This window comes from Ruegeria sp. CE12 (genome assembly GCF_056537525.1).
In genome coordinates, this window is sequence record NZ_JBQFRS010000009.1 from 39,412 (window position 1) to 65,663 (window position 26,252).

Genomic DNA, 26,252 nt, shown 5'->3' on the forward strand with positions numbered 1-26,252 from the left:
CATTCCCCTATTTGGGAAATGCATCCGTTATGTTAGATACGCGACTCAGAACAAGGAGATCGCCATGGCAGATGCATTCCTGTCCCATATCACGGACACCCTCGCGCAGATCGAATCCGAAGGTCTGTATAAACGCGAGCGAATGATCACCTCGCCTCAGGGCGGTGAGATCACGGTGGGCGACAAACAGGTGATCAACCTGTGCGCCAACAATTATCTGGGTCTGGCCGATCACCCAGCGCTGATCGACGCTGCCAAGGGCGCGATGGAGCCCAAGGGGTTCGGCATGGCCTCGGTCCGGTTCATCTGCGGCACGCAGGACATACACCGTGAGCTTGAGCAGAAACTGGCAAAGTTCCTGAACAAGGACGATTCGATCCTGTTCGCTGCATGTTTCGACGCCAATGGCGGGTTGTTCGAGCCCCTGCTGGGGCCCGAAGACGCTATCATCTCGGACAGTCTGAACCACGCCTCGATCATTGACGGCGTGCGTCTTTGTAAAGCCAAACGCTATCGCTATCTGAACAACGACATGAACGACCTCGAAGCCTGGCTGAAACAGGCCCGCGAGGATAGTGCACGGCACATCATGATCGCCACCGACGGCGTATTTTCGATGGACGGCTATCTGGCCAACCTGCCGAAAATCCGGGAGCTGGCAGACAAATACGATGCTATCGTCATGGTCGATGATTGCCACGCTACTGGCTTTATGGGGCCGAACGGCGCCGGGACGCCGGATCATTTCGACGTCGACGTTGACATTCTGACGGGAACTCTGGGCAAGGCACTTGGGGGGGCAATCGGCGGTTACATCGCCGGGCCGCAGCCAGTGATCGATCTGCTACGGCAGCGGGCGCGGCCCTATCTGTTCTCCAACTCGCTGCCGCCGTCCATCGTCGCCGCCGGACTTGAGGCGATCCGTCTGGTTGAAGAGGGCGACATGTTGCGCGCTCAGCTGTTCGGAAATGCGAAATACTGGCGTGCAGGTCTGGAGAAACTGGGGTTTGATCTGCTGCCCGGAGAACATCCAATCATTCCAGTCATGCTGGGTGAGGCCACTTTGGCACAAGAAATGGCGTCGCGACTGTTCGATGAGGGTGTCTATGTTTCGGGCTTCTTCTTCCCCGTCGTGCCGCGCGGGCAGGCCCGTATCAGGACGCAGATGAATGCGGCTCTGACAAAGGATGAACTGGACCGGGCACTTACAGCCTTTGGTAAAGTCGGCAAAGAGTTGGGGATTATCTCTTGATCCTGCCATCGGTCATAGACGTTATCGGAAACACACCGCTGGTGGAGCTTTCGCGAGTGACACGCTCGCTTGGGCTTGAGGGGCGCATTCTGGCCAAGCTGGATTATCTGATGCCAGGTTTTTCCAAGAAAGACCGGGCTGCGCGATCTATCATCGAAATCGCCCGGGCTAATGGTTCACTCCTGCCCGAGCAAACCGTTGTTGAGCTGACCTCGGGCAATATGGGCACTGGCCTCGCGATTGTTTGCGGAATTCTCGGGCATCCGTTTGTCGCAGTCATGAGCGCAGGAAACTCGGTCGAACGCGCCCGAATGATGCGTGCGCTAGGGGCCGAAGTTGTCATTGTTCCTCAGGCGTCAGGCAGCAAACCGGGTGAAGTTTCAGGCGCTGATCTGGCGTTGGTCGATCAGGAAGCGACGCGCATCACCCTTGAACGTGATGCATTCCGGGCAGACCAGTTTGGGCATGCGGGTAATCCTGCTGCCCACGAAACCGGAACCGGCCCTGAAATCTGGGATCAGTCAGGTGGCGAAATTACAGCGTTCTGCGATTTTGCCGGATCAGGTGGCACATTGGCGGGTGCTGCAAGATTTCTGTCACCACTTGGTGTCCGATGCTACGCGGTTGAGCCTCAAGGCGCACGTGCGCTGGCAGGGGAAGCGGTATCTACCCCAGATCATCCGATCCAGGGTGGTGGTTATGCGATGAATGATCTTGTTCATATGCGAGATGCGCCCATAGCAGACTATCTTTCCGTGACGGGTGAAGAAGCCCGCGAGAATGCCAGACTGCTGGCAAGCCGCGAAGGGATATTTGCCGGGTTTTCCGCCGGGGCAAATCTCGCAGCTGCAATCCAATTACTGCGAGGCCCCGAACGTGGTGGCTGCGTTGCAATTGTCATGTGCGACAGCGGCCTGAAATATCTTTCAACGGACTTATGGGAGTGATCTGATGCGTGCAAACACGATGAAAGCATTGGAAAAATCCAAACCGGAAGAAGGACTGTGGAAGGTACAGGCTCCGGTCCCTGAGATCGGCCCGGAGGAGGTGCTGATCCGCATCAGGAAAACAGGGATTTGCGGGACCGATATCCACATCTGGAACTGGGATGACTGGGCCTCGCACACTGTACCGGTACCGCTGATCACAGGTCATGAGTTCGCAGGCGAAATCGTCGAGATCGGGCGCAATGTGACCGGGCTTGAGATTGGTCAGCGCTGCTCGGGCGAAGGACACCTGATTGGTACCGACAGTCGTCAAAGCCGGGCGGGCAAGTTCCACCTCGACCCCGGCACGCGCGGGATCGGTGTGAACGAACAGGGCGCGTTCGCTGAGTACCTGAAGCTGCCGGCGTTCAATGTCGTACCTTTGCCCGATGATATCCCTGATGAAATCGGCGCCATTCTCGACCCATTGGGCAATGCAGTGCATACGGCGCTGAGTTTTGATCTGCTGGGGGAAGATGTGCTGATCACTGGCGCAGGACCGATCGGTATCATGGCGGCGGCCGTTGCCCGCCATGCCGGGGCACGGCACGTGGTGATCACCGACATCAACCCGGATCGTCTAAAACTGGCCGAGCATGTCGTGCCAACACTGCGCGCGGTCGATGTCAGCAAAGAAGATCTGCAGGACGTCATTGACGAACTTGAGATGAAAGAAGGGTTTGATGTCGGTCTGGAAATGTCAGGCTCTCAGGCCGCGCTTGATCAGATGGTCGAGGCCCTGGTGATGGGTGGGAAAATTGCGCTTTTGGGCATTCCCCCCGGCAAATCGCCGGTTGATTGGAGCCGCATCGTATTCAAGGCAATCACCATCAAAGGCGTTTATGGCCGTGAAATGTTTGAAACCTGGTATAAGATGATTGCGATGCTGCAGAATGGCCTGGATGTCAGCCGTGTCATTACCCACGAGTTTCCTGTCGATGATTTCGCTAAGGGTTTTGCTGCCATGAAATCAGGTCAATCCGGCAAGGTGGTTCTGGACTGGGGCTAACACACTGGAAAGTTGCAAAACTAGCCCCTAAACAGGTGCAAAAATCACCGAAGGGAGGGGCAATATGGGTGACAAAAACAAAGACGACCGCCTGTTGGAACGGGGGATCGAAGACTCTCTGGTCACCGATTTTGCGGACACTCATCGCAAAAGCTATGGCGATTTCCTGCAACTCAAGACCCTGCTGAATCTGCAGAAGACCTTTCAGGAACCAGCGCAGCCGGATGAGATGTTGTTCATCATCATCCATCAGGTCAGCGAGCTGTGGCTGAAACTGATGCACCACCAGTTGGTCGAGGTGCGCCGTTTCCTGCAGCAGGACGAATTTGGGCCGGCCATGAAGAATCTGGACCGGATCAAAGCCATTCAGCGGCAGTTGATCACAGCTTGGGAAACTCTGCTGACCATGACGCCAGCCGACTACATGACGTTCCGGCAGGCCCTGGGCAGCTCATCCGGGTTTCAAAGCTATGGCTACCGTCAGATCGAGTTCATTCTGGGCAATAAAGATCCATCTACGCTGAAAGTGCATGAACATGACACTGAGGTCATGGAAATGCTGAACGCCGCGCTGACCAAACCTTCGCTCTACGATGAGGTCCTGCATATGCTGGCCCGGCAGGGTTTCGATGTGCCACAGGATTTGATCGACCGTGATTACGCACAACCCTATTCAGGTGACCCGCGTATTGTTAAAATCTGGGTCGAGGTGTTCCGGAACACGGACAAGTATTGGGACCTTTATGCGCTGGCCGAAAAGCTGATGGACGTCGAGTCGCTGTTCCAGCGCTGGCGCTTTGATCATGCCACCGCGGTAGAGCGTGTGATCGGCATGCAACCCGGCACAGGTGGTTCCAGCGGCGTTGCGTTCTTGCGCAAAGCGTTGGAGTTGCGGTTCTTTCACGATCTCTACGACATGCGGACAGAACTGATGTATAGCGAGCAAAGCTGATGTTGTATCGCGGATTTAGCCAAACCGAACTCAATCAGGAGTATTCCCCCAGCTCGATGGTTGGCGGTGACATCACACCGTATCTTGCCAGCTACAAAGCGCTAAGTGCGCAGGCGCGCGACGATCTGACAATTCAGGAAAACCTCAGATATGGCGACAGTCCGGAACACGTTCTGGACTTCTTCCCCTCGCAAAAGCCCGGGGCACCCCTGCACGTTTTCATTCACGGCGGGTATTGGCAGGCGCTCAGTCAGCGCGAATCGGCGATGATGGCCCCTGCCCTGATTGAAAGTGGACACGCCTTTGCCACGCTGAACTATACGATTGCTCCAAAGGCACGCCTGGGACAGATGATCGATGAATGCCGCCAGGCTTTGCTATGGCTGGCTGGTCGGGCAAAGGAATTGGGTTTTGATCCGTCAAGGATCACCTTGTCCGGACACAGTGCCGGGGGGCATCTGGCATCAATGGTGATGGCCAGTTCTTCTGATGTTCTGGCCCGATCAGGGTTACGCGTCCGCGATGTGATCCTGATCAGCGGAGTGTTCGATCTTGAACCGATCTCTCTAACACCCGTAAACGACCCTCTGCAGCTGAGCCCGGTCGAGGTTCACGACCTCTCACCCAATCTGCATCTGCCAACGCCGGGGCCACGCTATCGAGTGACCGTTGCCGAGAGGGACACGCCTGAATTCATCCGCCAAAGCCGGGATTATGCCGAACTGCTGCGTCGGGCCGGGCACTCGGTCAGCTTTGATCTGCAAATGGGGATGCATCATTTCGATATCATCCTGCATCCTGGAACGTTTGTGACGACCCATACTGATTAAAATTTGAAGATTTGAACAAAAAACAGCGGCCCGATTGGACCGCTGTTTCTGAACACTTAGATTTTGCCGGAATTAGTCCAGCGTACGAGTAACCTCTTCGCGCTCGAAGATTTCAATCACGTCGCCCGCACGGATATCGTCGTAGTTTTCGAACGCCATACCGCATTCCTGACCCGACTGAACCTCGGCCACTTCGTCCTTGAAGCGCTTGAGCGTCTTCAGCGTGCCTTCGTGGATCACCACGTTGTCGCGCAGCAGGCGGACACCTGCGGAACGGCGGGCAACACCTTCGGTGACCAGACAGCCAGCGACCTTGCCAACACCAGTGACCTTGAAGACTTCGCGGATCTCGGCATACCCGATGAACTTCTCGCGGATCTCGGCGCTCAGCAGGCCGGATGCGGCGGCTTTCACGTCATCCACAAGGTCATAGATCACCGAGTAATAACGGATCTCGACACCCTTCTGGTTCGCTGTGTTCCGCGCCGATGCGTTGGCACGCACGTTGAAGCCAAAGATCGGTGCACCAGAGGCTTCGGCCAAACCGACATCCGTTTCAGTGATCGCGCCGACACCCGAGTGCAGAACGCGTACGCGGACTTCTTCGTTGCCGATCTTCTCCATCGCCTGAACGATAGCTTCGGCAGAACCTTGCACGTCCGCTTTCATCAGAATCGGCAGCTCGGTGACGTTTTCGTCTTCCTTGGCCTTCTGCATCAGCTGCTCAAGGGTTGTCGCGGCACCAGCGGCAGCGCGTTTGTCCTTGGCGGCTTGCTCACGATAAGCAGCGATCTCACGAGCCTGCGCTTCGGTTTCGGTCACGTTCAGAACGTCACCCGCTTCGGGCGTGCCGTTCAGACCCAGAACCTCAACCGGAACCGACGGGCCAGCTTCTTTGACGCGGTCACCCTTGTCGTTGATCAGCGCACGAACCTTACCGTACTGCTCACCCACAACGAAGATATCGCCCTGACGCAGCGTGCCGTTCTGAACCAGAACGGTGGCCACAGGGCCGCGACCTACATCCAGCTGCGCCTCGATCACGGCACCTTGGGCGGCGCGATCCGGGTTGGCTTTCAGCTCCAGAATCTCGGCTTGCAGCGCGATGGCTTCCAGCAGTTCGTCCAGACCCTGACCGGTGATGGCGGACACTTCGACGTCCTGAACCTCACCCGACATCTTCTCGACGATCACTTCGTGCTGCAGCAGATCGGTGCGCACCTTGTCCGGGTTGGCGTCCGGTTTGTCGACCTTGTTGATCGCCACGATCATCGGCACTCCGGCCGCTTTGGCGTGGTTGATCGCCTCAATGGTCTGCGGCATCACCGCATCGTCGGCTGCAACCACCAAAACCACGATATCCGTTACCTGAGCACCGCGTGAGCGCATCGAAGTAAAGGCCGCGTGGCCCGGCGTATCCAGGAAGGTCAGCGTTGTACCGCCATCGGTTTTCACCTGATAGGCACCGATATGCTGGGTGATGCCACCAGCCTCGCCCGCCACGACGCGTGCATCGCGGATCGCATCCAGCAGCGAGGTTTTACCATGGTCAACGTGACCCATGATGGTAATAACCGGCGGACGCGGCTGCAGATCGCCTTCGTCGTCCTCGACCTCTTTGATGACATCTTCCACGTCCGAATCAGAGACACGGGTCACCTTGTGGCCAAATTCTTCAATGATCAGCTCGGCAGTGTCGGCATCGATGGTCTGGTTTTGCGTAACCATCATACCCATCTGCATCAGCGATTTGACAACGTCAGCCACACGCTCGGCCATACGGTTTGCCAGCTCGGACACCATGATCGCCTCGGGCAGCTGAACGTCGCGGATCACCTTTTCCCGCTCGACCGTACCGCCCATGGCTTTTTGACGCGCGCGCTCCTGCTTACGCTTCATCGCGGCCATCGAACGCTGACGGTTGCCTTCGCCACCTGTGGCCTGACCCAGAGTCAGTTTGCCCGAACGGCGGTTGTCGTCACGCCCTTTGCCACGACCACGCTGTTCGCGTTCACGCTCCTGCTTGCGCGGTGCGGCTGCTGGCGCTGGTTTACTTGCCGGGCTGCGGGCCGCTTTGGGCTCTTCCGGTGCAGGCGCTGCTGCGGCACGTTTGGCAGCTTCTTCTGCCTCTTTGCGCTTGCGCTCTTCCTCTTCGGCTTTGGCACGTGCACGTTCTTCAGCTTCACGCTGCTCACGTTCCTTGGCCTCTTGCTCGGCCCGACGGCGGGCGCGCTCTTCTTCGCGCGCCTTTTCGGCTGCCTCACGGGCTGCGGCCTCTTCGGCTTCACGGGCCTTGGCAGCCTGCAATGCCTTCATCCGGCGCGCCATTTCGGCGTCGGAAATACCTGCAGGACGACGCGAAGGATCACCCGATGGCGCAGCGCCACCGCCCGGTTTGGTCGCACCCGGCTTGGGGACCACCACGCGCTTGCGTTTGGTTTCCACCACGACATTCTTGGTGCGTCCGTGGCTGAAACTCTGTTTCACATTTCCGGGGCGTGCCCCGCCACGAAGACCCAATGTCTTTTTGCCGTCATTATCGCTCATAAAGCTTCTTACCCTTCCGCGCGGCCCCTGCCGCCGTCATCCGTTTCGCGCAAGCCACGCAGGCGCTGCGCTTCCTCTACAACACGTTTGGCGAGTCCGCCAGAGGCCAGCGCCGCATGAATCACGGTTTGGCGCCCAAATGCCTGTCCTAATTCGTCTGCGGTCAGCCATCCGATGTATTTACCGAAGTGCGGTGTGCTCAGTTTCGACTTGCCGCGCCCCGATCCATCGACGGCCTGAATCAGCACTTGTGCCTCTTCCCGGTCCAGCCACGTCTTGACCTTTTCGTAACCGGCAACCGCGTCGCCCGACTTGCGTGCCAAGCTCAGCAGTTCGATTACACGACGCGAGACCTGCCTTTCGACCTCGTCCGTCAGGTCTTTAGGCACGGTCACCTGCGCCTTGAACCCGCGGGCAAACAGCTTTTTGCCCACAGCCTGATCCAGAGCCGCGCGATCCGCCGATACGTAGACACCACGCCCCGGCAGTTTAGCTGCAACATCCGGAAAGACCTGACCATCGGGCCCCGTCACAAAGCGTATCAACCCATATTTAGGCTGAATCTCGCCTGTGGCGATGCATTTCCGCTCAGGTCCTTCGGACCGATCTTTATGGACGCCACCGCGACCCATTTGCGCCACCCGAGGCCTGCGATCAGGCCTCGGCCTCCTCTTCAGTTGTCTCGCCGTCGACTTCTTCTTCGGCCTGTTCCAGTTCAGCCGGATCAACCCAGCCCAACATGATGCGCGCGGTCATAACCAGATCCTGCGCCTCTTCCAGCGACACACCGAAAGGCTCCAGAACGCCATCATCCTTGGTGCGTTCCCCATCGACCGTGGTCCAGCCACCGGCCAGTTCCCAGTCTGCGCAGGTTGCAAAGTCTTCCAGAGTTTTGACGTCGTCCTTGGCCAGAGCCTCAACCATCTGGGGTGTCAGACCCTCGAATTCAATAAGGCTGTCCTCGGCACCCAAGGCACGGGCCGCATCCAGCGCGGCTTTTGCCTGTGCTTCAAGGAATTCGCGCGCACGTGTTTGCAGTTCCTGCGCGGTGCCTTCGTCCACACCGTCAATGACCAGCAGTTCGTCGATCTCGACATAGGCAACCTCCTCGAGGTTGGTGAATCCTTCGGAAACCAGCAGTTGCGCGAAGAATTCGTCCAGATCCAGGCTATCCATGAACAGCTTGGTACGGGCTTCGAATTCTTTCTGACGACGCGCTGATTCTTCGGCTTCGGTCATGATGTCGATGTCCAGACCGGTCAGCTGGCTGGCCAGACGTACGTTCTGACCGCGGCGGCCGATGGCCAGTGACAGCTGTTCTTCGGGCACTACAACTTCGATCTTGCCGGCTTCTTCGTCCAGAACCACCTTGGAGACCTCGGCAGGCTGCAGCGCGTTCACCAGGAAGGTCGGCTGATCTTCGTTCCACGGGATGATGTCGATCTTTTCACCCTGCAGCTCGTTTACAACGGCCTGAACACGGCTACCGCGCATACCAACGCAGGCACCGACAGGATCGATAGAGCCGTCATACGAGATCACTGCGATCTTGGCACGCGAACCAGGGTCACGGGCCACGGCCTTAACTTCGATGATGCCATCATAGATTTCCGGCACTTCCATCTTGAACAGTTCGGCCATGAATTCCGGTGCGGTGCGCGACAGGAAGATCTGATGGCCGCGAACCTCGCGACGTACTTCCTTGATATACGCACGCACGCGATCATTCGGGCGATAGCTTTCGCGGCCGATCTTGTCGTTGCGACGCAGAACAGCCTCGGCACCACCGAGATCAATGATGACATTACCAAATTCTTCGCGTTTGACGGCACCGTTGATGATGGTGCCTGCGCGATCCTTGAATTCTTCGTACTGACGATCACGCTCAGCTTCACGAACCTTCTGCAGGATAACCTGCTTGGCCGACTGTGCCGCGATACGGCCCATTTCAACCGGCGGAACTTCTTCAACGAACACATCGCCGACTTCGGGCGCTTCCATGTACTGGCGCGCCTGTTCGACGGTCATCTCAGCCTGGTAGTTCTCCAGTTCGTCATCCTCAACCACGGTGCGGACGCGAGTGAAGGTCGCCTTGCCGGTCTTGCGGTCGATCGACACGCGAATGTCCATCTCGGCGCCGTAACGGCTCTTGGCGGCACGGGCGAGCGATTCCTCCATCGCTTCGACAACCAGACCGGGGTCGATCATCTTTTCGCGGGCCACGGCCTCGGCGGTTTGCAAAAGCTCCAGCTGGTTGGCTGAGGTAATTGCCATCAGTTCGTCTCCTCTTCGGACCCTTCGGTCTCAATCTCGTCGAAGGCGTTTTCGTTCAGAGCACCCGCATCTTTACGCTGGCGCAGCATTTCCTTGATCAGGTCGTCGGTCAGAACCAGCTTGGCGTCGCTCAGCCAGTCGAATTGCAGACCGATGGTAATTGTTTCGCCCCCCTCGGGGATGTTGATCAGAACCTCGTCCCCTTCGATGCCGGCCAATTCGCCTTTGAAGCGGCGGCGGCCGTCGATCAGTTCTGCGGTTTCAATCTTGGCCTCATATCCCTCGAAGGTCTCGAAATCCTTGAGGCGAGTCAGGGGGCGGTCGATACCGGGGCTCGATACCTCAAGAGTATAGGCGTCAAGAATCGGGTCCTCGACGTCCAGCGTGGCGCTGACCGCGTTCGAGATTTCGGCGCAGTCATCCACTTCGATGCCACCATCGGGCTTGTCAGCCATGATCTGCAGCGTGGTCTGTTTGCCGCTCATCAGGCGAATGCGGACCAGCTCATACCCCAGATCCTCGATCACAGGGGTGATGATCTCGGCCAGTCGCCGGTCGATGGCTGCTTTGGCTATCAGGTCGTTTGTCATCTGGTTCTCTACCCTGTCATACGGGCACAAAAAAACGGGCGCGCGGCCCGTCGATCTTTTCCGGTGGAGCCCCGGACCAGAAGTCCGACACGCCGCTGTTGCAAATGCATATACGCAGGAGAATCCGAATCTGCAACCCCCACGTCGCCGGCCAGACAAAACAGGGTCAGAATTCCGCCGAACTCAGATCATCCACCAGCGTTCAGCAACCCGCCCGTCATCCAACGGACCCTGCCGCCCGATCTGGCGCGGCAGCCCCACATTTGATGAAACGGCAAGCGCCATTTCCACCTCGGTCGGATGGAACCGCAATCCGCGTACCGAGCGAATCCCATCAGCATCCGGCATTGCCGCAACATCCACGAACCCGTCCCGCAGGGCTTCGGCACGAACGGTGGCATCCGGGATCACGACAATCTCAACTGCGTCCAGCCAGCCTGCCTGGCCATCCTTATAGTGGCCGGCTACGCGGCGCCCCAGAAAGTGCCGACCATCTTCCGCGCGCTCAACCCGATAACAGCCCGTTCCATTCGCCGATTTGAGCGGCGTCACATCCTGCCCATCCCGGGTGATAACGAAACGACTGTCGGCAAGCAGGAAGGGTAATCCGGGATTGGCCTCAGTCAGCTCAAGGCGTAAGCGATTGGGGTCCAGCGCTTCGACCTGCCCAACCTGTGCCAAAACGGCAAGCACATCCTCGACCCTCAGCGCATCGCCATCATGAAAACGCGCATCATCGCGCAAATCAAAGGTCCAGACACGCGCATCCGCATCTGTTCGCCATCCTGTTGCCAATTCTCCGCGCAGGGTTCCGTCCGGGGCGATTTCCGTTAGATTGTCGAAGACCGCGCCGCGCGCAACCTGTTCGAGGCTGTCATCACGCGGCACCGCCAACCGAAGAACGCCACCGGATTTGGGGGTGTCAGCAAGTGATGCGCCTGTAGCCGCCAACAGCGCTGCAGCGGCACCGGATGCGAACAGAGCACGACGGTCAATGCGCGTCATACCAAACCCTCCGCCACACGATCCATGATACGAACCAGTTCGGCGCTGATGCCGGGCTCGGACAACGCGTGACCGGCCTGACGCACCATCTTCAGATCAGCGTTCGGCCAACGCTCGGCAAGCTCCCACGCGGCCTGAGGCGGGCAGATCATGTCGTAGCGACCCTGCACGATGTGTCCGGGTATATGAGCGATACGATCCATCTGATCCAGAATTTGCCCATCAAACTCCAGAAAACCACCATTGATGAAATAGTGATTCTCCAGCCGCGCAAAGGTGCGCGCATATTCGCCGGGGCTTTCGCCAACCGAGCCATTCGTATGGATTGAGGCTAGCGCGTTTTCCCAATGTGACCAGGCGCGGGCGTAAAGGATCTCGGTCGCGCGATCACCCGAAAACAACCGTTTATGATAGGCGCCAATTGTGTCGGACAACTCGTTCGCCGGCAGAAGAGAGGTGAATTTCGCCCATTGTTCTGGCCAGAATTTCCCGGCACCGCCGCCGTAGAACCAGTCCAGCTCGGCCTGCGTCATCAGGAACACGCCACGCAAAACCAGCCGGCTGACCCGATCTGGATGGGTCTGAGCATAAATCAGCGCCAATGTCGCGCCCCAGCTGCCCCCAAAGACGATCCATTCATCGATTTCGAAGATTTTGCGCAAACGCTCGATATCAGCGATCAGATGCCAGGTCGTGTTGTTTTCAACCGACGCCGTCGGACGTGACCGTCCACACCCGCGCTGATCAAACAGAATCACCCGATACGCCTTGGGATCAAAGTACCGCCGCATCGCAGGGCTGCAGCCGCCACCGGGCCCCCCATGCAACACCACGACGGGTATCCCATCGGGATTTCCGCATTGTTCCACATAGATGCGGTGTCCATCACCCATATCCACCACACGCTGATCAAAAGGATCGGTCGGCGGATAGAGATATTGAACTGCGCGCTTTTGGTCCGGGTACTTGTCCATTATGGCCCTATATAGTCCTTAAGCGTAAAAGAGCATACGGAGACAGGAATGCAAGCGCATCCGAACACTGTGGACCCATCCGAGATCGCAAAATTTGAGGCGATGGCTGCGGAATGGTGGGATCCGCATGGTAAATTCAAACCGCTGCACATGCTCAACCCGTGCCGTCTTGATTATATCACACAGCAGATAGCAGCCGAATTCGACCGTGATTTGAAAGACGCAAGGCCGTTTCAGGGTCTTCGCCTGCTGGACATTGGTTGCGGCGGCGGGCTGCTGAGCGAACCCATGGCACGCCTTGGAGCGGAGGTTGTCGGCGCGGACGCCGCCGAAGGGAATCTGCCGGTTGCCCGTATCCACGCCGAACAATCGGGGCTGGACATCGACTACCGCCACACCACTGCCGAGGACATGGCCGCCGCTGGTGAGCAATTCGACGTAGTTCTGAACATGGAAGTGGTCGAACACGTGGCCGATCCGCTGTCCTACCTGACCGCCACGCGGCAATTGCTGAAACCCGGCGGGCTTGAGATCTGTTCCACCATCAACCGCAACCCGAAATCATATGCGATGGCAATTTTCGGGGCCGAGGTCGTAATGCGCTGGCTGCCACGCGGCACGCATGAATGGAACAAGTTCATCACCCCGGATGAGCTGTTCGACCTGCTTCGCCAGGCCGGGATGGAGCCGGTGGACCGCAAGGGGTTTGTCTTCAACCCGATCCTGTGGAGTTGGTCGATCTCGGACCGGGATCTGAGCGTGAATTATGTGACGGCGAGTGTGAAGCCCGGCTGACCCTATTCGTCTTCCAGTTGGATGCGTAGATCACGCAACACTGGCAAGGTGGCGCGAACGCGCTCAAGCCCCAGCTCACCAACGACACGATTGATCAAAGGCGCGATCGAGGAAATGGCCTGATCGCGCGCACGCCGCCCGGCCGGGCTGATCGCCACCATCTTGCGGCGGGCGTCGTCCCAGTCAGGGCGAATATGGACGTAACCAGCCCATTCCAGTTTGGCCAAAGTGTTGGTCATGGCACCCCGTGTCACGTGGAACGTGTTTGCCAGTTGCGCCGGGCTCCGTTCACCACCAACAAAAACCAGATGATTGAGCACCGAGAAATGCGAAATTTCCATGCCCTTGGGCAGTACTCGGCTCAGCCGATTCCGCAATAATTGATCTGCGGTCAGGATCTCGCTGAACAGCGCGACCGCAAGGGCATTGGTTTCGTCAGTCATGGTCCGGTTCTGGATCAGGGCCCGTCAAAGGGACGGACATGTGTCAGCGAGGGTACGCGTCGGCGCGCCTCTGTCACAGAACTATCATCCAAATCGAAAAAGTGAATGCCGGTCTCGGTCCCTGCGTCGATCAGCACCTCTCCCCAAGGGGCGACAACCATGCTGTGACCATAGGTATAACGCGTCTTTCCGCGTGTCTTGGGATGCTCGCCGGTTTGCGCAGGCGCAATCACCCAACACCCGTTTTCTATGGCCCGGGCACGCAGTAGTGATTCCCAATGCGCAGCACCCGTGACCGGAGAAAACGCCGCCGGAACCGTCAAAATCCGCGCACCGGCCTGTGCCAGCGCCGAATGAAGATGCGGAAAGCGCAGGTCGTAGCAGATTGTCATTCCGACCTTGCCGAAGTCCGTATCAGCCACAACGGCCCTGGTTCCGGGCCGATAGTTTGCTGATTCGCGGAATGTCTCAGATTCGGTGACCTGCACATCAAACATATGAATCTTGTCATACCGCGCCACGACCTCACCCTGCGGGTTGATCATAAACGATCGGTTGGCGAATCTGCCGTCGGCGTCATGAGTTTTGATCCCCAAAGAGCCGATCAACAGCCAGACGCCCAGCGCGGCGGCCTGCTCACGCAGGCCAGCCAGAGAGATGTCGTCTTCTTCGTGTTGCAGAACCTCACGCTGCCGCGTCGTGCTGGTCGAGACGCAATTGGTAACCTCGGGCGTCAGGATAAACCGAGCGCCCTGAGCGGCAGCATCGGCCATCATCGCGCGCACGATTTCGAGGTTTTCGGCCGGGTCGTCCGACGAGGTGATCTGCAGCAGTGCTGTTTTCATCAGGCCGCCAGAAGACCGTCCAGCCTGCCCTGACGATCCAGATCATACAGATCATCACAGCCACCTACATGTGTCTCACCCACGAAAATCTGGGGAACAGTGCGCTTTCCACCGGCACGCTTGATCATTTCGGGTTTGCGTTTGGGATGCAAAAGCACGTCGATCTCTTTGAACTCGACACCCTTCTGTTTCAACAGACGCTTGGCCGCATGACAGTATCCGCACAAAGGCGAGGTATAGATTTCTACCGGTTTCATATTCCGTTCCCTTGGGTTTCGCGCAATCCTGAGCGAATTAGGCATCCTTGGCAACGCGTGCCAGTGCCAACACGAAAATATGATTTGCGCCTGATGCAAGGCAGGCGCGCGCACAGGCCGACAATGTCGCGCCCGACGTCATGACGTCATCCACTAACAATACATCCCGCCCTGCCAGATGGTGACCACGTTTCGGATGTACGGATATGGCATTCATCAGCACCTCAGCCCGCTCTGCTGCGGTCTTGCCATCCAGTACTGGAGTACGCAGTTTACGAACCAGCAGATCGGGACACACAGGCAGACCGGTTTCGCGCCCGAGGTTCTGCGCCAGCAGAGCTGACTGGTTGTAGCGACGTTTAATCAGCCGTGACCAATGGAGCGGTACAGGTGCAATGAGCATATCTGTCGCGACAATTTCGCGCCCTGCATGCGCCATCCAACGCGCAGCGGGTCGAGCCAACTCCGGCCGATCCCCGTGCTTCAATGCCAAGACCAAGGACCGTGCCTTTCCCTCATACAGCAGGGCCGCCCGCCCATCACGCCAGGGCCGAGGCACATCCATACAATCATCGCATTCAATCCGATGATCGTCCGTATCCCCGGGCAAAGGGGTTCCGCAGCTTTCACAAACCACTCCACCGATAAAAGGCGTATCACGCCAACAAGAGCCGCAGAGTCCGAAATCGGACTCCGTCAATTCCCCGCATCCCATGCATCGAGGAGGATAGATCAGCTCGACAGCGGTTTGAATCCGCTGCCAGATGCGATACTTGCGGCCTATGAAATTGCCTGCGCCCAATGCACCCTCTCTGTTTGACCGCAAGAGCCTTGCTATGCACCGCACCCGTGCCCGCAAGGATGCGCTGTTCCTTCACGAAGCGGCCATTGATGAGATCAAGGATCGTCTTTCCTTGGTTAACAAAACCTTTACAGCACCAGCGATTGTGAGCCCGTTTGCTGATATCTGGAGTGACATCATTCCAGATGCCCGGATCATCCGAGATGACGAAGTGCTCGACCTGCAAGCTGGATCTCATGATCTTGTGATCCATGCCATGGCCTTGCATTGGGCGAACGATCCGGTGGGCCAGTTGATCCAATGTAACAAGGCCCTTCAACCTGACGGGCTGATGCTTGTGATCTGTCTGGGCGGCGAAACCCTGCATGAACTGCGTGCTTCGCTCGGGCAAGCCGAAGTCGAAGTAACAGGTGGCCTCAGCCCTCGTGTCGCGCCCATGGCAGAACTGCGCGATCTGGGAGGTCTGCTGCAGCGCGCCGGGCTCGCGCTGCCCGTAGCAGACAAACTCCCACTCACTGCGCGATACCGTGACATCTGGCACCTGATGCGCGACCTGCGGGCGATGGGGGAAAACAACGCTCTGACTGAGCGCCTCAGGCACCCGACGCATCGGGCGGTTTTCAGTAAAGCCCAAGAAATATACCGCTCACACTTCCCGGTACCTGATGGTCGGCTATCCGCGACATTCGAACTGATCTGCCTGACAGGTTGGTCACCCGATGAAAGCCAGCCCAAACCCTTGCGTCCCGGGTCGGCTCAGATGCGGTTGGCTGAAGCTCTGGGAACCGATGAGGGCAAACTGCCCGATTGACGATCGGCCAATTCCATTTATCTCAGGTGCGAACCTAATTTTCAGGAAGCTTCTTATGCTTGATGCCACCCGCCCCGTGCACGCCAAAGCCGATCACCCCAAAATCAAGATGGGCCGCGTTGGTGTCCTGCTGGCAAATCTGGGAACGCCCGACGACTACAGCTATTGGCCCATGCGCCGATACCTGAATGAGTTCCTTTCAGACAGGAGGGTCATCGACTACCCGGCCTGGAAATGGCAGCCGATTCTGCAAGGTATAATTCTGACCAAGCGGCCATTCAGTTCAGGCCAAGCCTACAAATCGATCTGGAATCACGACAAGGGCGAAAGCCCGCTTATGACCATCACCAAAGATCAGACCGCCAAGCTGAAATCAGCGATGCAGGAGCGGTATGGGGGCCGGGTGGTGGTGGATTTCTGCATGCGTTACGGCAATCCTTCGACCAAATCAAAGGTTCGGCAAATGGTTGCCGAAGGATGCGATCGCATTCTGTTCTTCCCACTGTACCCCCAGTACGCCGGGGCTACGACGGCAACGGCAAATGACGAGTTCTTTCGCGCCTTGATGAAAGAGGCCTGGCAGCCTGCCAGCCGGACGGTTCCGGCTTATTTCGGTGAACCGGCTTATATCGATGCTTTGGCGCAATCCGTCGAAACAGCCTATGCCGGGATGGAAACCAGGCCCGATGTTCTGGTGTGCTCATACCACGGAATGCCCGAGCGATACTTGCAACAGGGTGATCCGTATCATTGCCAATGCGTCAAAACCTCCAGATTGCTGAAGGAACGGCTGGGTTGGTCAGATGATCAGCTGGTATCGACGTTCCAGTCACGATTCGGACCGGAAGAATGGCTCAAACCCTACACAGTGGATCATGTGGCTGACCTTGCGAAGCAAGGGAAAAAGAACATCGCGGTGATTGCGCCCGCTTTTTCCGCCGATTGCATCGAAACGCTGGAAGAGATCAACGAAGAGATTCGCGAGAGCTTTGAAGAGGCCGGAGGCGAGACATTCACCTATATTCCGTGCCTGAACGATCAGGATGCCCACATATCGGCACTGGGCAAAGTGATCGAAGATAACCTGCGCGGCTGGCTGGACTGAACAAACCAGATGTCAGAAATAAGAAAAGGCGGTGGAAACTCCACCGCCTTTTCTCTTGATGACTCTCGTCAAATTAGCTTGCTGCAACAGCTGCGGCAACTACGACCAGCAGGATCAGCGGCAGCAGGATGCCCTGCGATGTGCCCTGAGTTTCTTCAACAACAACAGGTGCCTCAACAACCGGCTCTTCCAGGTTGCCAGCAGATGCGGTCGAAGCAGCAGCGGTCAGTGCAGCGGCGAGAACGAGTTTCTTCATATTAACCTCCAGAATTTGCGCGATTCCAACAATCGGAACCGCACACCCAAGACTTACCTCGTGGTTTTTTCTAATCAGCTATGCGGTTGGAATGCAATTGCAACTTGAGCCACAAGCGGGTTCGTGCGCGAAAATGTCGTCAAATTAGCAACACTTGCGTGCCGACCTTCGCCATTGAAAACAGCTCAGCGATGTCTTCGTTGAACAACCCTATGCAGCCATTGGACGACCGACGCCCGATTTTGCGGGTGTCATGCGTTCCATGGATGCGGTAGTACTTCCAACTCAGGTACAAAGCGTGTGTTCCCAAGGGGTTATCCGGTCCCGGAGGAATATAGTCGGGCCATTCCGGATTTCTCTTCTTCATCGAAGGCGTTGGTGACCAGCTTGGACCTTCGACCTTGCGGATGACGCTGGTACGCCCTCTGCGGGTCAGTTCCTCGGTCAATGGCACCGATGAAGGGTAAAGTTTGTAGGTCGATTGGTCTGCTGACCAATAGTGCAGAGCCCGCGACACGGTATCGACCAGAATTGCACCATTGTTGGTGTTCGAGAAGTAAGGCTGCCAATCCAGCGCCCTGAACCCCGATACATTACGGCGAACCGCTGGCTCTGCTTCCGGCGCGGGTCGCAGAGGATCTCCGGGAATATATTGGGCTACGGCAGGCGTCGCCAGGGCGGCAGACGCGCCAGCGAGAAAACCACGGCGGGTTGTCGAACGAATATTCTTTTTGACCATGGCAAGCGGTCCTTTGTTATAAAATCTGATGTATTTTATTGCCAGAATGCTTCAGTCGCAAATCAAACCGGCAGAATCACGCACGATTCAGGCACTGCGCGTTTGCTCCGAACGTTAAGGCAGGCTATTCCCCTTGTCGAAACAATTATCAGGCCCATCATGACGCGTATCGTTTCTTTACTGTTTATTTGCTTTGTCGCGCTGGCGGCATGTACGGACACCGGAACCACCGCATTGGGGGCAGATGGTCGTCCTCTGCCCACCGTTTACAAGATTCGCGGCAACCCGGACAAAATCCAGTTCCGCATGCTCGATTCGGTCAACGCGCTACGTCAGGCCTCCGGTCTGCAGTCCGTACAGCTGAATTCACAACTGAACGCCGCCGCAGCAACCCATGCCAAAGATATGTCACGACAAAACCGGCCCTGGCACTTTGGATCGGATGGTTCATCGCCGATCGATCGCGCCGCCCGCGCCGGATATTATGGCACCTTCCTGGGTGAAGCGATTTCGGAAACCTATGAGACCGAAACCGAAACACTGGCCGCCTGGATGCAGGAGCCCGGACCGCGTGCAGTCATCATGGACCCGAAGGCCACGCAGATGGGTTTTGCCTGGCATCAGGAAAGTGGCGGAAAAATCTGGTGGACGCTGGAAATGGGAAGCGGCGGCTGATCTGAATTCATATCCTGAAACAAAAAAGACCCCCATAAAACAGGGGGTCTTTTTTTATTTGGCAGTGATTAAGCGGCTTGCATGGACTGCGCGGCCGTCAGAATCGCGTAGAGCTTCACCGGATCGGGATTGGCCCTGAGTTTTGCACAAACTGCAGTATCTCTGAGTGTGCGTGATACCAATGCAAGCGCCTTCAGGTGGTCCACACCCGCATCCTCGGGCGCAAACAGGGAAAATGCCAGATCAACAGGCTGGCGATCGACCGAGCCGAAATCGATTGGCTTTTCCAGCATCACAAAGACACCGGCAACAGACTCCAAACCCGGCAAACGGGCGTGCGGCAGCGCAACCCCATGCCCAACACCAGTCGGGCCGAGGCTTTCGCGCTCAAGCAGATTGTCCACAACTTCCTGTGCCTCAAGCCCAAGCGTGCCTGCTGCGACATCGCCGATTTCCTGAAACAACCGCTTCTTGCTGGAAGCGGCCGACAGAACACGCACTGCCTCGGGCTTCAGAATGCTCGAAAGCTCCATGATAACGCTCCATGGCGACGCCCCCGCTGATATGCGGGGGTTCGCCGCTATCCTTGCCTCTTAAGGATCGATCCAGCCGATGTTTCCGTCTTCCCGACGGTACACGACATTCAATCCGTCCTTATTCTCGTTCCGGAACACAAGTACGGGTGCACCTGCAAGTTCCATTTGCATGACAGCCTCACCCACACTCAGCGATGGAATCTTCGTTTCCATCTCAGCCACGATCATCGGCTGCAGGGATTCGGGTTCGTCGGCCGTCTCCGATTCGTCAGAGGCGAGGATATATGACGAGGCCCCGAAGAGTTCAACAGGCTCAGAACGATCCTTATGATGGTCCTTCAGCCGACGTTTGTAGCGCCGAAGCTGTGTTTCCATCTTGTCGCAGCACCCTTCGAAAGCTGCGTAGATTTCGGTTGCGTGAGCCTTGGCCTGAGCCGTCAGGCCAGTGGAAAGATGCACTGTGGTTTCGCATACATATTCATGCGCTGAACGGGAAAAGACGACGTTGGCGTCCGTTGGCCGCTGGGCATACTTGCCTACGACCTCGCCCAGCTCGGTCTGCACGTGGGTCTGCAGGGCCGCGCCGATGTCGATCTGTTTTCCGCTGATTTGGTAACGCATGTGATCTCCTTCACAATTCACACCCATTCTGACGTCACGTTACGTGACGAACTTGTTTTTATCGGGTGGGGGGTAGCGACATTTTTTGTGGTAGTCTCCGGACCTGCCCTTCGAAGAAGGGACATCGAGATCCAGACTGGAACCGAAAAAATGCCATGCACCAATTGAGCCAAGAGGCGAGGGAAGAGTCAATCAAAACAGGTGTGTATATACGCGATTTCCGCCATGCAACCGGCGCAATTCCGCGCAAGCCTATGAGATTCTGAAGTTTTCACCCAGATAAACTCGGCGCACATTCTCGTTTTCGACCACCTCATCCGGTGTGCCAGACATGAGAACCTGACCGTCATGCAGGATATAAGCGCGATCCACAATTTCCAGCGTTTCCCGCACGTTATGATCCGTAATCAGAACACCAATTCCGCGCTTTTTAAGATCAGCCACCAGATGCCGGATGTCGCCGACACTGATAGGATCAACACCGGCAAAAGGTTCATCCAAAAGCAGATATTTTGGATCTGCAGCAAGACAGCGTGCAATTTCAACGCGACGGCGTTCACCACCAGACAAGGCCAGCGCCGGAGCACGACGCAGATGTTCGATTGAAAAGTCCGAAAGCAGTTCTTCCAGGCGCTCTTTGCGCCGATGCGCATGATTGACCGTGATATCAAGAACCGCTGCAATGTTGTCTTCGACGCTCATGCCGCGAAAGATCGACATTTCCTGCGGCAGATATCCGATTCCCATGCGGGCGCGACGGTACATCGGCAGGGTAGTCACATTCTGTCCGTCGATCGTGACAGTACCAGCTTCGGGAAAGACCAGGCCGGCCACGGAATAAAAGGTCGTTGTCTTGCCAGAGCCATTCGGCCCAAGCAGCGCGACGACTTCAGACCGGTCCAGCGTCATGGTCACGTCGCGGATTACCGTCTTTTTACGATAGGATTTGCGCAGCTTTTCAATGCGCAGACCGGACGATCCTTCGGCGACAGACAATTTCGGCTGGTTCATCAATTCCCACCTGGTTGAAGAATTGTCTTCACGCGACCAGACATGGTTGCGGTTCCCGACGTCAGATTCGCAACCATCTCATCGCCACTGATTACGCTCGGCCCCTGTGTCAGCAACACGTTGCCTTTCATCACAATCACACCTGAATCGATGGTGTATTCGGCCCAGTCACCTTCAGCAGCGTCTGGTGGGCTGACCAGAACTACATTTTCGGTGGCCTCCATGCGTTCGATCGCAGATCGGCCTTCGTTGTAGATCACCAGCACCCGCTCTGCCGTGAGGCGCATTTCACCCTGAATAACGATGACGTCGCCGATGAATTCGGCTGAACCGTCTTCCTGGTTTACGTTAAGCGTTTCAGAGGTGACTTCGACCGGAAGTGTAGGGTCGGCCTTAGCCGAACCGAACGCAACCTGTGTTTCCTGGGCGGTCGCTGATTCCGCGCCAAAGGCCAGGGCAATGCAAACTGGGACTACACGTAAATCAAACACAGGTTATCTTTCTGCTTTTTCCGGCTCATATACCAACTTAACGCCATCTGTAAAAAGAATATGGACCGGACCGTCTTTTTTTTCTGTCCCGAAGGTCATGCGACCTGCCGTAAAATTGCCGATTGGACCGGTTCCATCGACCTGACCCGGTGTGTCGCCGCGAATTTCATCAAGCGACGTGTTCAGCAAATCAGTCGTCACCCGGATACCGTCGGTTGTGGTAATGACGACATCCCCGACAAAAGTAGCGGTCCCCTTGTCCGGACGGATCGAGCCGGTATTGGAATCCAGAGTGATTACTCCACCATTCAGTAAACCAAAGCGGCCGGTGAACTCGGTGGCTGTCGGAACATCACCATTGGTGCCCTGTGTTGCCTGAATAGCCTCGACCTGAATGTCCTCGCCCTTGCGGGTTGTTCCCCGATAGTGGGGGCGTGTCACCAGCTGGTCCGCGAGGCGCGCGTCGATATCCTGCTGGGTGAAGGGCACAGAGACATTAGTCTCAATACTTCTGGACAGCAGAAAAACAGTGGACAGCAACAGGATTGCCGCCAGAGGCAGCAAAACCTTGAGGAGTTGCACCATACGTGAATAACGGTCCACCTCAGCCTCCCGTCAGCCCAAACCGACCCGCAGACAGTCGTGGATGTGCAGGATGCCCTCGGCCCGACCACCGGACGCGGGATCAACAACAAACAGACATGTGATTTTCGGTTTTTGCATGGTCATCAATGCCACCGCACCTTCGGCAAGCTCGTCGGGACCGATTGTGCGGGGATCAGTTGTCATGACCTCATCGACAGTCAAATCCAGAAGCCCCTGCATATGGCGGCGAAGGTCCCCGTCAGTGACGATGCCCAACAGACGGTCATTCTCGCCGGTTACACCAACGACACCAAACCCCTTCTGGCTCATGACCAATAGGGCTTCGCTCATCTGCGTGCCAGACGGAACGACAGGAATATCGGTGTGCATCAAATCACGCACCTTGCTGAGCTGTGCGCCCAGTTTGCCGCCCGGATGAAAATCCCGGAAATTCTCGGGCTTGAAGTCACGATACTTCATCAACGCGATGGCCAAGGCGTCGCCCATAGCCAGCGTCAGTGTTGTCGATATGGATGGCACCATGCCAAACCCACAGGCCTCGCCCATCGATGGGATCAGCAGATGCACATCCGCCTGTTTCATCAATGTGCTTTCGGGCTTGCTGGACAATCCGATCAACGGAATTCCGAAACGGCGTGTAAAGGCCAGCAGGTTTGCCAGTTCAGGCGCTTCTCCCGAATTCGAAATCGCGAGGACAACATCGCCCTTGGACAACATGCCCAAATCACCATGGCTGGCTTCGGCCGGATGCACGAAATAGGCGGGCGTGCCGGTGCTGGCGAGCGTTGCAGCAATCTTGTGACCAATGTGGCCAGACTTGCCGATACCGCTGACGATGATACGGCCTGTAGCCTGCAGGATCATCTGCACCGCTTCGGCAAAATCCTGATCGAGGCTGCCCGCAAGAGCATCAAGCGCGCGGGCCTCGTCAGTGACGACCTGCTTTGCGGTTTTCAGAAAAGACTCGTTGTCGGTCATGAGTGCGCAAAAATATCCGTTTCGGGCCAGCCAGCGAGATCAAGTTTCGCACGCATCGGCAGAAAATCAAAACAGGCCTGAGCCATCTCAGCCCGATCCTCGCGATCCAGACGTTTGTTCAACTCGTCCCTCAGGCGGTGCAGATAAAGAACGTCGGATGCGGCATATTCCAGCTGGGCATCTGTCAGTGTTTCAGCTCCCCAGTCGCTCATCTGCTGTTGCTTCGAGATGTCGATACCCAGCAATTCCTGACACAGGTTCTTCAAACCGTGCCGATCGGTATAGGTGCGTACAAGCCGGCTTGCGATTTTGGTGCAATAAACCGGGGCCGCCAACGCGCCGAACGCATGATACATCGCGGCGATGTCGAAACGGCCGAAGTGAAACAATTTCAACACGTTGGGGTTTTCAAGCATGGCACACAGGTTTGGTGCTGCAGCTTGCCCCTTTTCGACCTGAACGATGTGGATGTTGCCATCACCGCCCGACATCTGGATCACACACAGGCGATCCCGATGCGGGTTCAGCCCCATGGTTTCGCAATCGATCGCTACGACGGGACCCAGATCCAGCCCATCCGGCAGGTCATTCTTGTACAGGTGGTTGGCCACGAAAAATTCCTTTGTGCGGTATCGACCCCGAGATAGGAGGTTTGGCCCATAAACTCAACGCTCTCGGTACAAGCCCGCCGGCTGAGCGTGCCTGAATTGACAATATCCCTATGGGGGGGATAAGGATAATTCATGACAAACCACACACACGAATCTCATCCACAGATCACGGCGCGTCTGAAACGTGCACATGGGCATCTGGCCAAGGTTATTGCCATGCTCGAAGATCACGCACCCTGTGCCGACATTGCGCAGCAGCTGTTTGCGGTCGAAAAAGCCATAACCAATGCCAAGCGTGTTCTGATCCATGATCATATCGATCACTGTCTCTCGCCCGAGACCAACAGTGACCGCTCCGGCATCGACGATTTCAAAACCATCACAAAGTACCTGTAACCAATGCTGAGCATTCTCAGAAATCGCACTTACCGCCATCTGTTCGCGGCACAGATTGTCGCCCTGACGGGAACCGGACTGGCCACGATTGCGCTGGGCCTGCTGGCTTATGATCTGGCCGGAAATGCTGCGGGTATGGTTCTGGGGACAGCTTTAACCATCAAAATGGTGGCTTATGTAACAATCGCCCCATTAGCGGCGGCTTTCGCAGAACAACTGGATCGACGTAAAATGTTGGTCGCGCTGGATCTTGTGCGTGCAGCGGTTGCTGTCTGCCTGCCGTTCGTCACTGAGGTCTGGCAGGTCTATGTTCTGATTTTTGTACTGCAATCCGCTTCTGCAGGATTTACCCCTGCGTTTCAGGCGACGATCCCCGATGTTCTGCCGGATGAGCAGGATTATACCAAAGCGCTGTCCCTGTCCCGCCTAGCCGTTGATATGGAAAGCCTGCTCAGCCCAATGCTGGCCGCTGCGCTGCTCTTGCTGGTCAGCTTTGACAGCCTGTTCTGGGGCACCAGCATTGGTTTTGTCGCCTCGGCACTGCTGGTTGTATCGGTCACACTCCCCTCGCCAAAACCAAAGGAGCGTCGCGGGATATACGACCGCACGACTCGCGGCATTCGCATCTATCTGAAAACGCCGCGGCTGCGCGGATTATTGGCCCTCAGCTGGAGCGCTGCAGCGCTGAGTTCGATGGTCATCGTCAACACGGTCGTGATCGTGCGCACTGATCTGGGCCTCTCCGAAAGCGCCGTCGCCGTCGCACTTGCCGGATTTGGTGGAGGTTCCATGTTGGCGGCCTTTGCACTGCCTCCACTGCTGCAAAAAATAGAAGATCGCAAAGTTATGCTGACCGGTGCAGCTCTGGGAACTGCGGCTATGGCAATTGCGGCCCTGCTTGCGGCTGCAATTCCTGTTTCTTTGATGCTGCTAACGTTGATCTGGGCCTTTGTGGGCTTCGGATACTCTACAACCCTGACACCTTCCGGGCGTTTGCTTACCCGCTCGGCCCATGCAGAAGATCGTCCGGCGGTGTTTGCCGCGCAGTTCACCCTGTCTCACGCCTGCTGGCTGGTGCTCTATCCGCTGGCCGGGTGGCTCATGACCAGTTATGGCGCAACTGTTGCTTTGGCCTGGATGGCGACCGCCGCAGTCTTTGGGGTTCTTGGCGCGCTGATCGCGTGGCCGCGCACTGATCATGGTCCGGTCCAGCATGACCACCCCGATCTTCCAAAGGATCACCCACATGTGGCCGGTTCAGCCACCCACGAACACCCTATCATTATCGATGATCTGCACCCCAGCTATCCGCGCAAATCTTGAGCATGGGCGCCAAACTGCCATAAACCGGGTTACGCCCTGCCCGACTCGGAGCTTTCATGGATCAGCTAGACCGTCGCATCATTGCCGCCCTGCAACATAACGCGCGCGACTCGACCACCCGCATCGCCGCGACGCTTGGGGTTGCCCGAACAACCGTTCATGAGCGCATCAGCCGTATGGAAGAGCGCGGCGTGATCGCTGGCTATTCGGTAAAGCTGCGTCAGGCCGAGGATACACCAAAGGTTCAGGTCATCGTTTTGCTGGAAGTCCAGCAGAAAGAAACCACCCGCATCATCAAACGGCTTGAGGCCTACCCGGAAGTCAAGCTGTGCCTCTCGATCAATGGCGAGTTTGACCTGCTGCTGTCGGCAGAAGCGCCTCGGATCGAAGATCTGGACATTCTGGTCGACGACCTGGCCAAAATCCCAGGCGTCCTGCGCACGAATACCAGCGTCGTATTCGGTCGTCGCATCGATCGAAGCTGAGACGCGATAACCGTCTGTAAACCGATAGTTGGCTAGTTTGTTCGGGA

31 protein-coding genes are annotated in these 26,252 nt (G+C 57.0%); 12 read left to right on the top strand and 19 right to left on the bottom strand.

All coding sequences use genetic code 11. The features are described 5' to 3' along the window. Positions 1-64 precede the first annotated feature (64 nt). The 5 genes from ACR0IO_RS17890 to ACR0IO_RS17910 all read left to right on the top strand — a co-directional run bounded on the left by ACR0IO_RS17890 (position 65) and on the right by ACR0IO_RS17910 (position 5,029). Positions 65-1,252, top strand: coding sequence for a glycine C-acetyltransferase (locus ACR0IO_RS17890; RefSeq protein ID WP_480743294.1), 1,188 nt, complete (start codon positions 65-67; stop codon positions 1,250-1,252). Next, positions 1,249-2,199, top strand: a complete 951-nt coding sequence (locus ACR0IO_RS17895; protein ID WP_480743296.1) for a PLP-dependent cysteine synthase family protein — start codon at positions 1,249-1,251, stop codon at positions 2,197-2,199. The genes ACR0IO_RS17890 and ACR0IO_RS17895 overlap by 4 nt, the downstream gene beginning before the upstream one ends. 19 nt (positions 2,200-2,218) lie before the next feature. Next, positions 2,219-3,247, top strand: a complete 1,029-nt coding sequence (gene tdh / locus ACR0IO_RS17900) for an L-threonine 3-dehydrogenase (RefSeq protein ID WP_480743525.1) — start codon at positions 2,219-2,221, stop codon at positions 3,245-3,247. A gap of 64 nt (positions 3,248-3,311) precedes the next feature. Further along, positions 3,312-4,199 carry a tryptophan 2,3-dioxygenase gene (locus ACR0IO_RS17905; protein WP_480743299.1) on the top strand — a complete coding sequence of 296 codons (888 nt, stop codon included), beginning with the start codon at positions 3,312-3,314 and terminating at the stop codon, positions 4,197-4,199. Further along, the gene (locus ACR0IO_RS17910; RefSeq protein WP_480743302.1) at positions 4,199-5,029 is read left to right on the top strand and encodes an alpha/beta hydrolase; all 831 of its coding nucleotides are present in this window, start codon (positions 4,199-4,201) and stop codon (positions 5,027-5,029) included. Before ACR0IO_RS17905 ends, ACR0IO_RS17910 begins: the two co-directional genes overlap by 1 nt. Positions 5,030-5,101: 72 nt before the next feature. Here ACR0IO_RS17910 and infB read toward each other — a convergent pair whose 3' ends face one another. From infB to pip, 6 genes are all read right to left on the bottom strand, one after another. After that, a complete protein-coding gene (gene infB / locus ACR0IO_RS17915; RefSeq protein WP_155146662.1) occupies positions 5,102-7,576 on the bottom strand; it encodes a translation initiation factor IF-2 in 2,475 nt (824 codons plus the stop codon). An 8-nt stretch (positions 7,577-7,584) separates the two neighbouring features. After that, positions 7,585-8,208: an RNA-binding protein gene (locus ACR0IO_RS17920; protein ID WP_155146664.1), complete on the bottom strand. Its 624-nt coding sequence runs from the start codon at positions 8,206-8,208 to the stop codon at positions 7,585-7,587. A 22-nt stretch (positions 8,209-8,230) separates the two neighbouring features. Further along, a complete protein-coding gene (gene nusA / locus ACR0IO_RS17925; RefSeq protein WP_170336685.1) occupies positions 8,231-9,850 on the bottom strand; it encodes a transcription termination factor NusA in 1,620 nt (539 codons plus the stop codon). Beyond that, positions 9,850-10,440 (bottom strand): ribosome maturation factor RimP, encoded by a 591-nt coding sequence (gene rimP / locus ACR0IO_RS17930; RefSeq protein ID WP_170469736.1) that lies wholly within the window; start codon positions 10,438-10,440, stop codon positions 9,850-9,852. The genes nusA and rimP overlap by 1 nt, the downstream gene beginning before the upstream one ends. A 183-nt stretch (positions 10,441-10,623) precedes the next feature. Then, on the bottom strand, positions 10,624-11,445 hold the full coding sequence (locus ACR0IO_RS17935) for an ABC transporter substrate-binding protein (RefSeq protein WP_480743306.1): 822 nt from the start codon (positions 11,443-11,445) through the stop codon (positions 10,624-10,626). Continuing rightward, positions 11,442-12,419 (bottom strand): prolyl aminopeptidase, encoded by a 978-nt coding sequence (gene pip / locus ACR0IO_RS17940; RefSeq protein ID WP_155146672.1) that lies wholly within the window; start codon positions 12,417-12,419, stop codon positions 11,442-11,444. Before pip ends, ACR0IO_RS17935 begins: the two co-directional genes overlap by 4 nt. Positions 12,420-12,467: 48 nt before the next feature. On the opposite strand from pip, the gene ubiG reads away from it, so the two are divergent. After that, positions 12,468-13,214, top strand: coding sequence for a bifunctional 2-polyprenyl-6-hydroxyphenol methylase/3-demethylubiquinol 3-O-methyltransferase UbiG (gene ubiG / locus ACR0IO_RS17945; protein WP_480743310.1), 747 nt, complete (start codon positions 12,468-12,470; stop codon positions 13,212-13,214). Positions 13,215-13,216: 2 nt separating this feature from the next. Here the strand turns inward: ubiG and ACR0IO_RS17950 are convergent, their stop codons facing one another. Genes ACR0IO_RS17950 through ACR0IO_RS17965 form a run of 4 tightly spaced genes read right to left on the bottom strand, consistent with a single transcriptional unit; the run spans position 13,217 to position 15,561 of the window. Continuing rightward, positions 13,217-13,657 (bottom strand): MarR family winged helix-turn-helix transcriptional regulator, encoded by a 441-nt coding sequence (locus tag ACR0IO_RS17950; RefSeq protein WP_155146677.1) that lies wholly within the window; start codon positions 13,655-13,657, stop codon positions 13,217-13,219. 14 nt (positions 13,658-13,671) lie between these two features. Continuing rightward, a complete protein-coding gene (locus ACR0IO_RS17955; RefSeq protein WP_480743312.1) occupies positions 13,672-14,502 on the bottom strand; it encodes a carbon-nitrogen hydrolase family protein in 831 nt (276 codons plus the stop codon). After that, on the bottom strand, positions 14,502-14,759 hold the full coding sequence (grxC, locus tag ACR0IO_RS17960) for a glutaredoxin 3 (protein WP_155146681.1): 258 nt from the start codon (positions 14,757-14,759) through the stop codon (positions 14,502-14,504). Before grxC ends, ACR0IO_RS17955 begins: the two co-directional genes overlap by 1 nt. 37 nt (positions 14,760-14,796) lie before the next feature. After that, positions 14,797-15,561 (bottom strand): double zinc ribbon domain-containing protein, encoded by a 765-nt coding sequence (locus ACR0IO_RS17965; protein WP_480743315.1) that lies wholly within the window; start codon positions 15,559-15,561, stop codon positions 14,797-14,799. Here ACR0IO_RS17965 and ACR0IO_RS17970 point away from each other — a divergent pair. Both ACR0IO_RS17970 and hemH read left to right on the top strand, forming a co-directional pair. Continuing rightward, a complete protein-coding gene (locus ACR0IO_RS17970; RefSeq protein WP_480743317.1) occupies positions 15,542-16,372 on the top strand; it encodes a methyltransferase domain-containing protein in 831 nt (276 codons plus the stop codon). The two genes, ACR0IO_RS17965 and ACR0IO_RS17970, sit on opposite strands and share 20 nt — an antisense overlap. A gap of 55 nt (positions 16,373-16,427) precedes the next feature. Further along, positions 16,428-17,477 (top strand): ferrochelatase, encoded by a 1,050-nt coding sequence (gene hemH, locus ACR0IO_RS17975; protein ID WP_480743319.1) that lies wholly within the window; start codon positions 16,428-16,430, stop codon positions 17,475-17,477. Positions 17,478-17,550: 73 nt separating this feature from the next. On the opposite strand, the gene ACR0IO_RS17980 is transcribed toward hemH, so the two are convergent. After that, positions 17,551-17,733: a hypothetical protein gene (locus tag ACR0IO_RS17980; protein ID WP_155146687.1), complete on the bottom strand. Its 183-nt coding sequence runs from the start codon at positions 17,731-17,733 to the stop codon at positions 17,551-17,553. A 139-nt stretch (positions 17,734-17,872) separates the two neighbouring features. After that, a complete protein-coding gene (locus ACR0IO_RS17985) occupies positions 17,873-18,472 on the bottom strand; it encodes a L,D-transpeptidase (protein ID WP_155146689.1) in 600 nt (199 codons plus the stop codon). A gap of 159 nt (positions 18,473-18,631) precedes the next feature. Between ACR0IO_RS17985 and dalA the strand changes: the two genes are divergently transcribed. Beyond that, entirely contained in the window at positions 18,632-19,147 is a 516-nt protein-coding gene (gene dalA, locus ACR0IO_RS17990; protein WP_155146690.1) for a divisome-associated lipoprotein DalA, read from the top strand. Positions 19,148-19,215: 68 nt separating this feature from the next. On the opposite strand, the gene ACR0IO_RS17995 is transcribed toward dalA, so the two are convergent. The 7 genes from ACR0IO_RS17995 to ACR0IO_RS18025 form a co-directional block, all read right to left on the bottom strand. After that, positions 19,216-19,680: a PTS sugar transporter subunit IIA gene (locus tag ACR0IO_RS17995; protein WP_170336670.1), complete on the bottom strand. Its 465-nt coding sequence runs from the start codon at positions 19,678-19,680 to the stop codon at positions 19,216-19,218. Between the two features lie 60 nt (positions 19,681-19,740). Further along, positions 19,741-20,304, bottom strand: coding sequence for a ribosome hibernation-promoting factor, HPF/YfiA family (hpf, locus tag ACR0IO_RS18000; protein WP_039541074.1), 564 nt, complete (start codon positions 20,302-20,304; stop codon positions 19,741-19,743). Between the two features lie 252 nt (positions 20,305-20,556). After that, positions 20,557-21,315: an LPS export ABC transporter ATP-binding protein gene (gene lptB / locus ACR0IO_RS18005; RefSeq protein WP_155146694.1), complete on the bottom strand. Its 759-nt coding sequence runs from the start codon at positions 21,313-21,315 to the stop codon at positions 20,557-20,559. Beyond that, the gene (locus tag ACR0IO_RS18010; RefSeq protein ID WP_480743324.1) at positions 21,315-21,806 is read right to left on the bottom strand and encodes an LptA/OstA family protein; all 492 of its coding nucleotides are present in this window, start codon (positions 21,804-21,806) and stop codon (positions 21,315-21,317) included. The genes lptB and ACR0IO_RS18010 overlap by 1 nt, the downstream gene beginning before the upstream one ends. A 3-nt stretch (positions 21,807-21,809) precedes the next feature. Continuing rightward, positions 21,810-22,409: an LPS export ABC transporter periplasmic protein LptC gene (lptC, locus tag ACR0IO_RS18015; protein WP_170336666.1), complete on the bottom strand. Its 600-nt coding sequence runs from the start codon at positions 22,407-22,409 to the stop codon at positions 21,810-21,812. 12 nt (positions 22,410-22,421) lie between these two features. Continuing rightward, a complete protein-coding gene (locus ACR0IO_RS18020) occupies positions 22,422-23,390 on the bottom strand; it encodes a KpsF/GutQ family sugar-phosphate isomerase (protein ID WP_480743327.1) in 969 nt (322 codons plus the stop codon). Next, positions 23,387-24,001: a ribonuclease D gene (locus ACR0IO_RS18025; RefSeq protein ID WP_480743329.1), complete on the bottom strand. Its 615-nt coding sequence runs from the start codon at positions 23,999-24,001 to the stop codon at positions 23,387-23,389. The genes ACR0IO_RS18020 and ACR0IO_RS18025 overlap by 4 nt, the downstream gene beginning before the upstream one ends. Before the next feature lie 132 nt (positions 24,002-24,133). On the opposite strand from ACR0IO_RS18025, the gene ACR0IO_RS18030 reads away from it, so the two are divergent. From ACR0IO_RS18030 to ACR0IO_RS18040, 3 genes are read left to right on the top strand one after another with little or no spacing between them, the layout of a single operon-like run. Further along, a complete protein-coding gene (locus tag ACR0IO_RS18030; protein WP_155146697.1) occupies positions 24,134-24,397 on the top strand; it encodes a metal-sensing transcriptional repressor in 264 nt (87 codons plus the stop codon). A gap of 3 nt (positions 24,398-24,400) precedes the next feature. Continuing rightward, positions 24,401-25,720 (top strand): MFS transporter, encoded by a 1,320-nt coding sequence (locus ACR0IO_RS18035; protein ID WP_155146699.1) that lies wholly within the window; start codon positions 24,401-24,403, stop codon positions 25,718-25,720. Between the two features lie 56 nt (positions 25,721-25,776). Continuing rightward, the gene (locus ACR0IO_RS18040) at positions 25,777-26,205 is read left to right on the top strand and encodes an Lrp/AsnC family transcriptional regulator (RefSeq protein WP_155146700.1); all 429 of its coding nucleotides are present in this window, start codon (positions 25,777-25,779) and stop codon (positions 26,203-26,205) included. Positions 26,206-26,252 lie beyond the last annotated feature (47 nt).

Bases quoted from the DNA above. Each gene is read 5' to 3' on its own strand.
- ACR0IO_RS17890 (WP_480743294.1), top strand. From the start codon at position 65: ATGGCAGATGCATTCCTGTCCCATATCACGGACACCCTCGCGCAGATC.
- tdh (WP_480743525.1), top strand. From the start codon at position 2,219: ATGAAAGCATTGGAAAAATCCAAACCGGAAGAAGGACTGTGGAAGGTA.
- ACR0IO_RS17905 (WP_480743299.1), top strand. From the start codon at position 3,312: ATGGGTGACAAAAACAAAGACGACCGCCTGTTGGAACGGGGGATCGAA.
- ACR0IO_RS17910 (WP_480743302.1), top strand. From the start codon at position 4,199: ATGTTGTATCGCGGATTTAGCCAAACCGAACTCAATCAGGAGTATTCC.
- infB (WP_155146662.1), bottom strand. From the start codon at position 7,576: ATGAGCGATAATGACGGCAAAAAGACATTGGGTCTTCGTGGCGGGGCA.
- ACR0IO_RS17920 (WP_155146664.1), bottom strand. From the start codon at position 8,208: ATGGGTCGCGGTGGCGTCCATAAAGATCGGTCCGAAGGACCTGAGCGG.
- nusA (WP_170336685.1), bottom strand. From the start codon at position 9,850: ATGGCAATTACCTCAGCCAACCAGCTGGAGCTTTTGCAAACCGCCGAG.
- rimP (WP_170469736.1), bottom strand. From the start codon at position 10,440: ATGACAAACGACCTGATAGCCAAAGCAGCCATCGACCGGCGACTGGCC.
- ACR0IO_RS17935 (WP_480743306.1), bottom strand. From the start codon at position 11,445: ATGACGCGCATTGACCGTCGTGCTCTGTTCGCATCCGGTGCCGCTGCA.
- pip (WP_155146672.1), bottom strand. From the start codon at position 12,419: ATGGACAAGTACCCGGACCAAAAGCGCGCAGTTCAATATCTCTATCCG.
- ubiG (WP_480743310.1), top strand. From the start codon at position 12,468: ATGCAAGCGCATCCGAACACTGTGGACCCATCCGAGATCGCAAAATTT.
- ACR0IO_RS17950 (WP_155146677.1), bottom strand. From the start codon at position 13,657: ATGACTGACGAAACCAATGCCCTTGCGGTCGCGCTGTTCAGCGAGATC.
- ACR0IO_RS17955 (WP_480743312.1), bottom strand. From the start codon at position 14,502: ATGAAAACAGCACTGCTGCAGATCACCTCGTCGGACGACCCGGCCGAA.
- grxC (WP_155146681.1), bottom strand. From the start codon at position 14,759: ATGAAACCGGTAGAAATCTATACCTCGCCTTTGTGCGGATACTGTCAT.
- ACR0IO_RS17970 (WP_480743317.1), top strand. From the start codon at position 15,542: ATGAAATTGCCTGCGCCCAATGCACCCTCTCTGTTTGACCGCAAGAGC.
- hemH (WP_480743319.1), top strand. From the start codon at position 16,428: ATGCTTGATGCCACCCGCCCCGTGCACGCCAAAGCCGATCACCCCAAA.
- ACR0IO_RS17980 (WP_155146687.1), bottom strand. From the start codon at position 17,733: ATGAAGAAACTCGTTCTCGCCGCTGCACTGACCGCTGCTGCTTCGACC.
- ACR0IO_RS17985 (WP_155146689.1), bottom strand. From the start codon at position 18,472: ATGGTCAAAAAGAATATTCGTTCGACAACCCGCCGTGGTTTTCTCGCT.
- dalA (WP_155146690.1), top strand. From the start codon at position 18,632: ATGACGCGTATCGTTTCTTTACTGTTTATTTGCTTTGTCGCGCTGGCG.
- ACR0IO_RS17995 (WP_170336670.1), bottom strand. From the start codon at position 19,680: ATGGAGCTTTCGAGCATTCTGAAGCCCGAGGCAGTGCGTGTTCTGTCG.
- hpf (WP_039541074.1), bottom strand. From the start codon at position 20,304: ATGCGTTACCAAATCAGCGGAAAACAGATCGACATCGGCGCGGCCCTG.
- lptB (WP_155146694.1), bottom strand. From the start codon at position 21,315: ATGAACCAGCCGAAATTGTCTGTCGCCGAAGGATCGTCCGGTCTGCGC.
- ACR0IO_RS18020 (WP_480743327.1), bottom strand. From the start codon at position 23,390: ATGACCGACAACGAGTCTTTTCTGAAAACCGCAAAGCAGGTCGTCACT.
- ACR0IO_RS18030 (WP_155146697.1), top strand. From the start codon at position 24,134: ATGACAAACCACACACACGAATCTCATCCACAGATCACGGCGCGTCTG.
- ACR0IO_RS18035 (WP_155146699.1), top strand. From the start codon at position 24,401: ATGCTGAGCATTCTCAGAAATCGCACTTACCGCCATCTGTTCGCGGCA.
- ACR0IO_RS18040 (WP_155146700.1), top strand. From the start codon at position 25,777: ATGGATCAGCTAGACCGTCGCATCATTGCCGCCCTGCAACATAACGCG.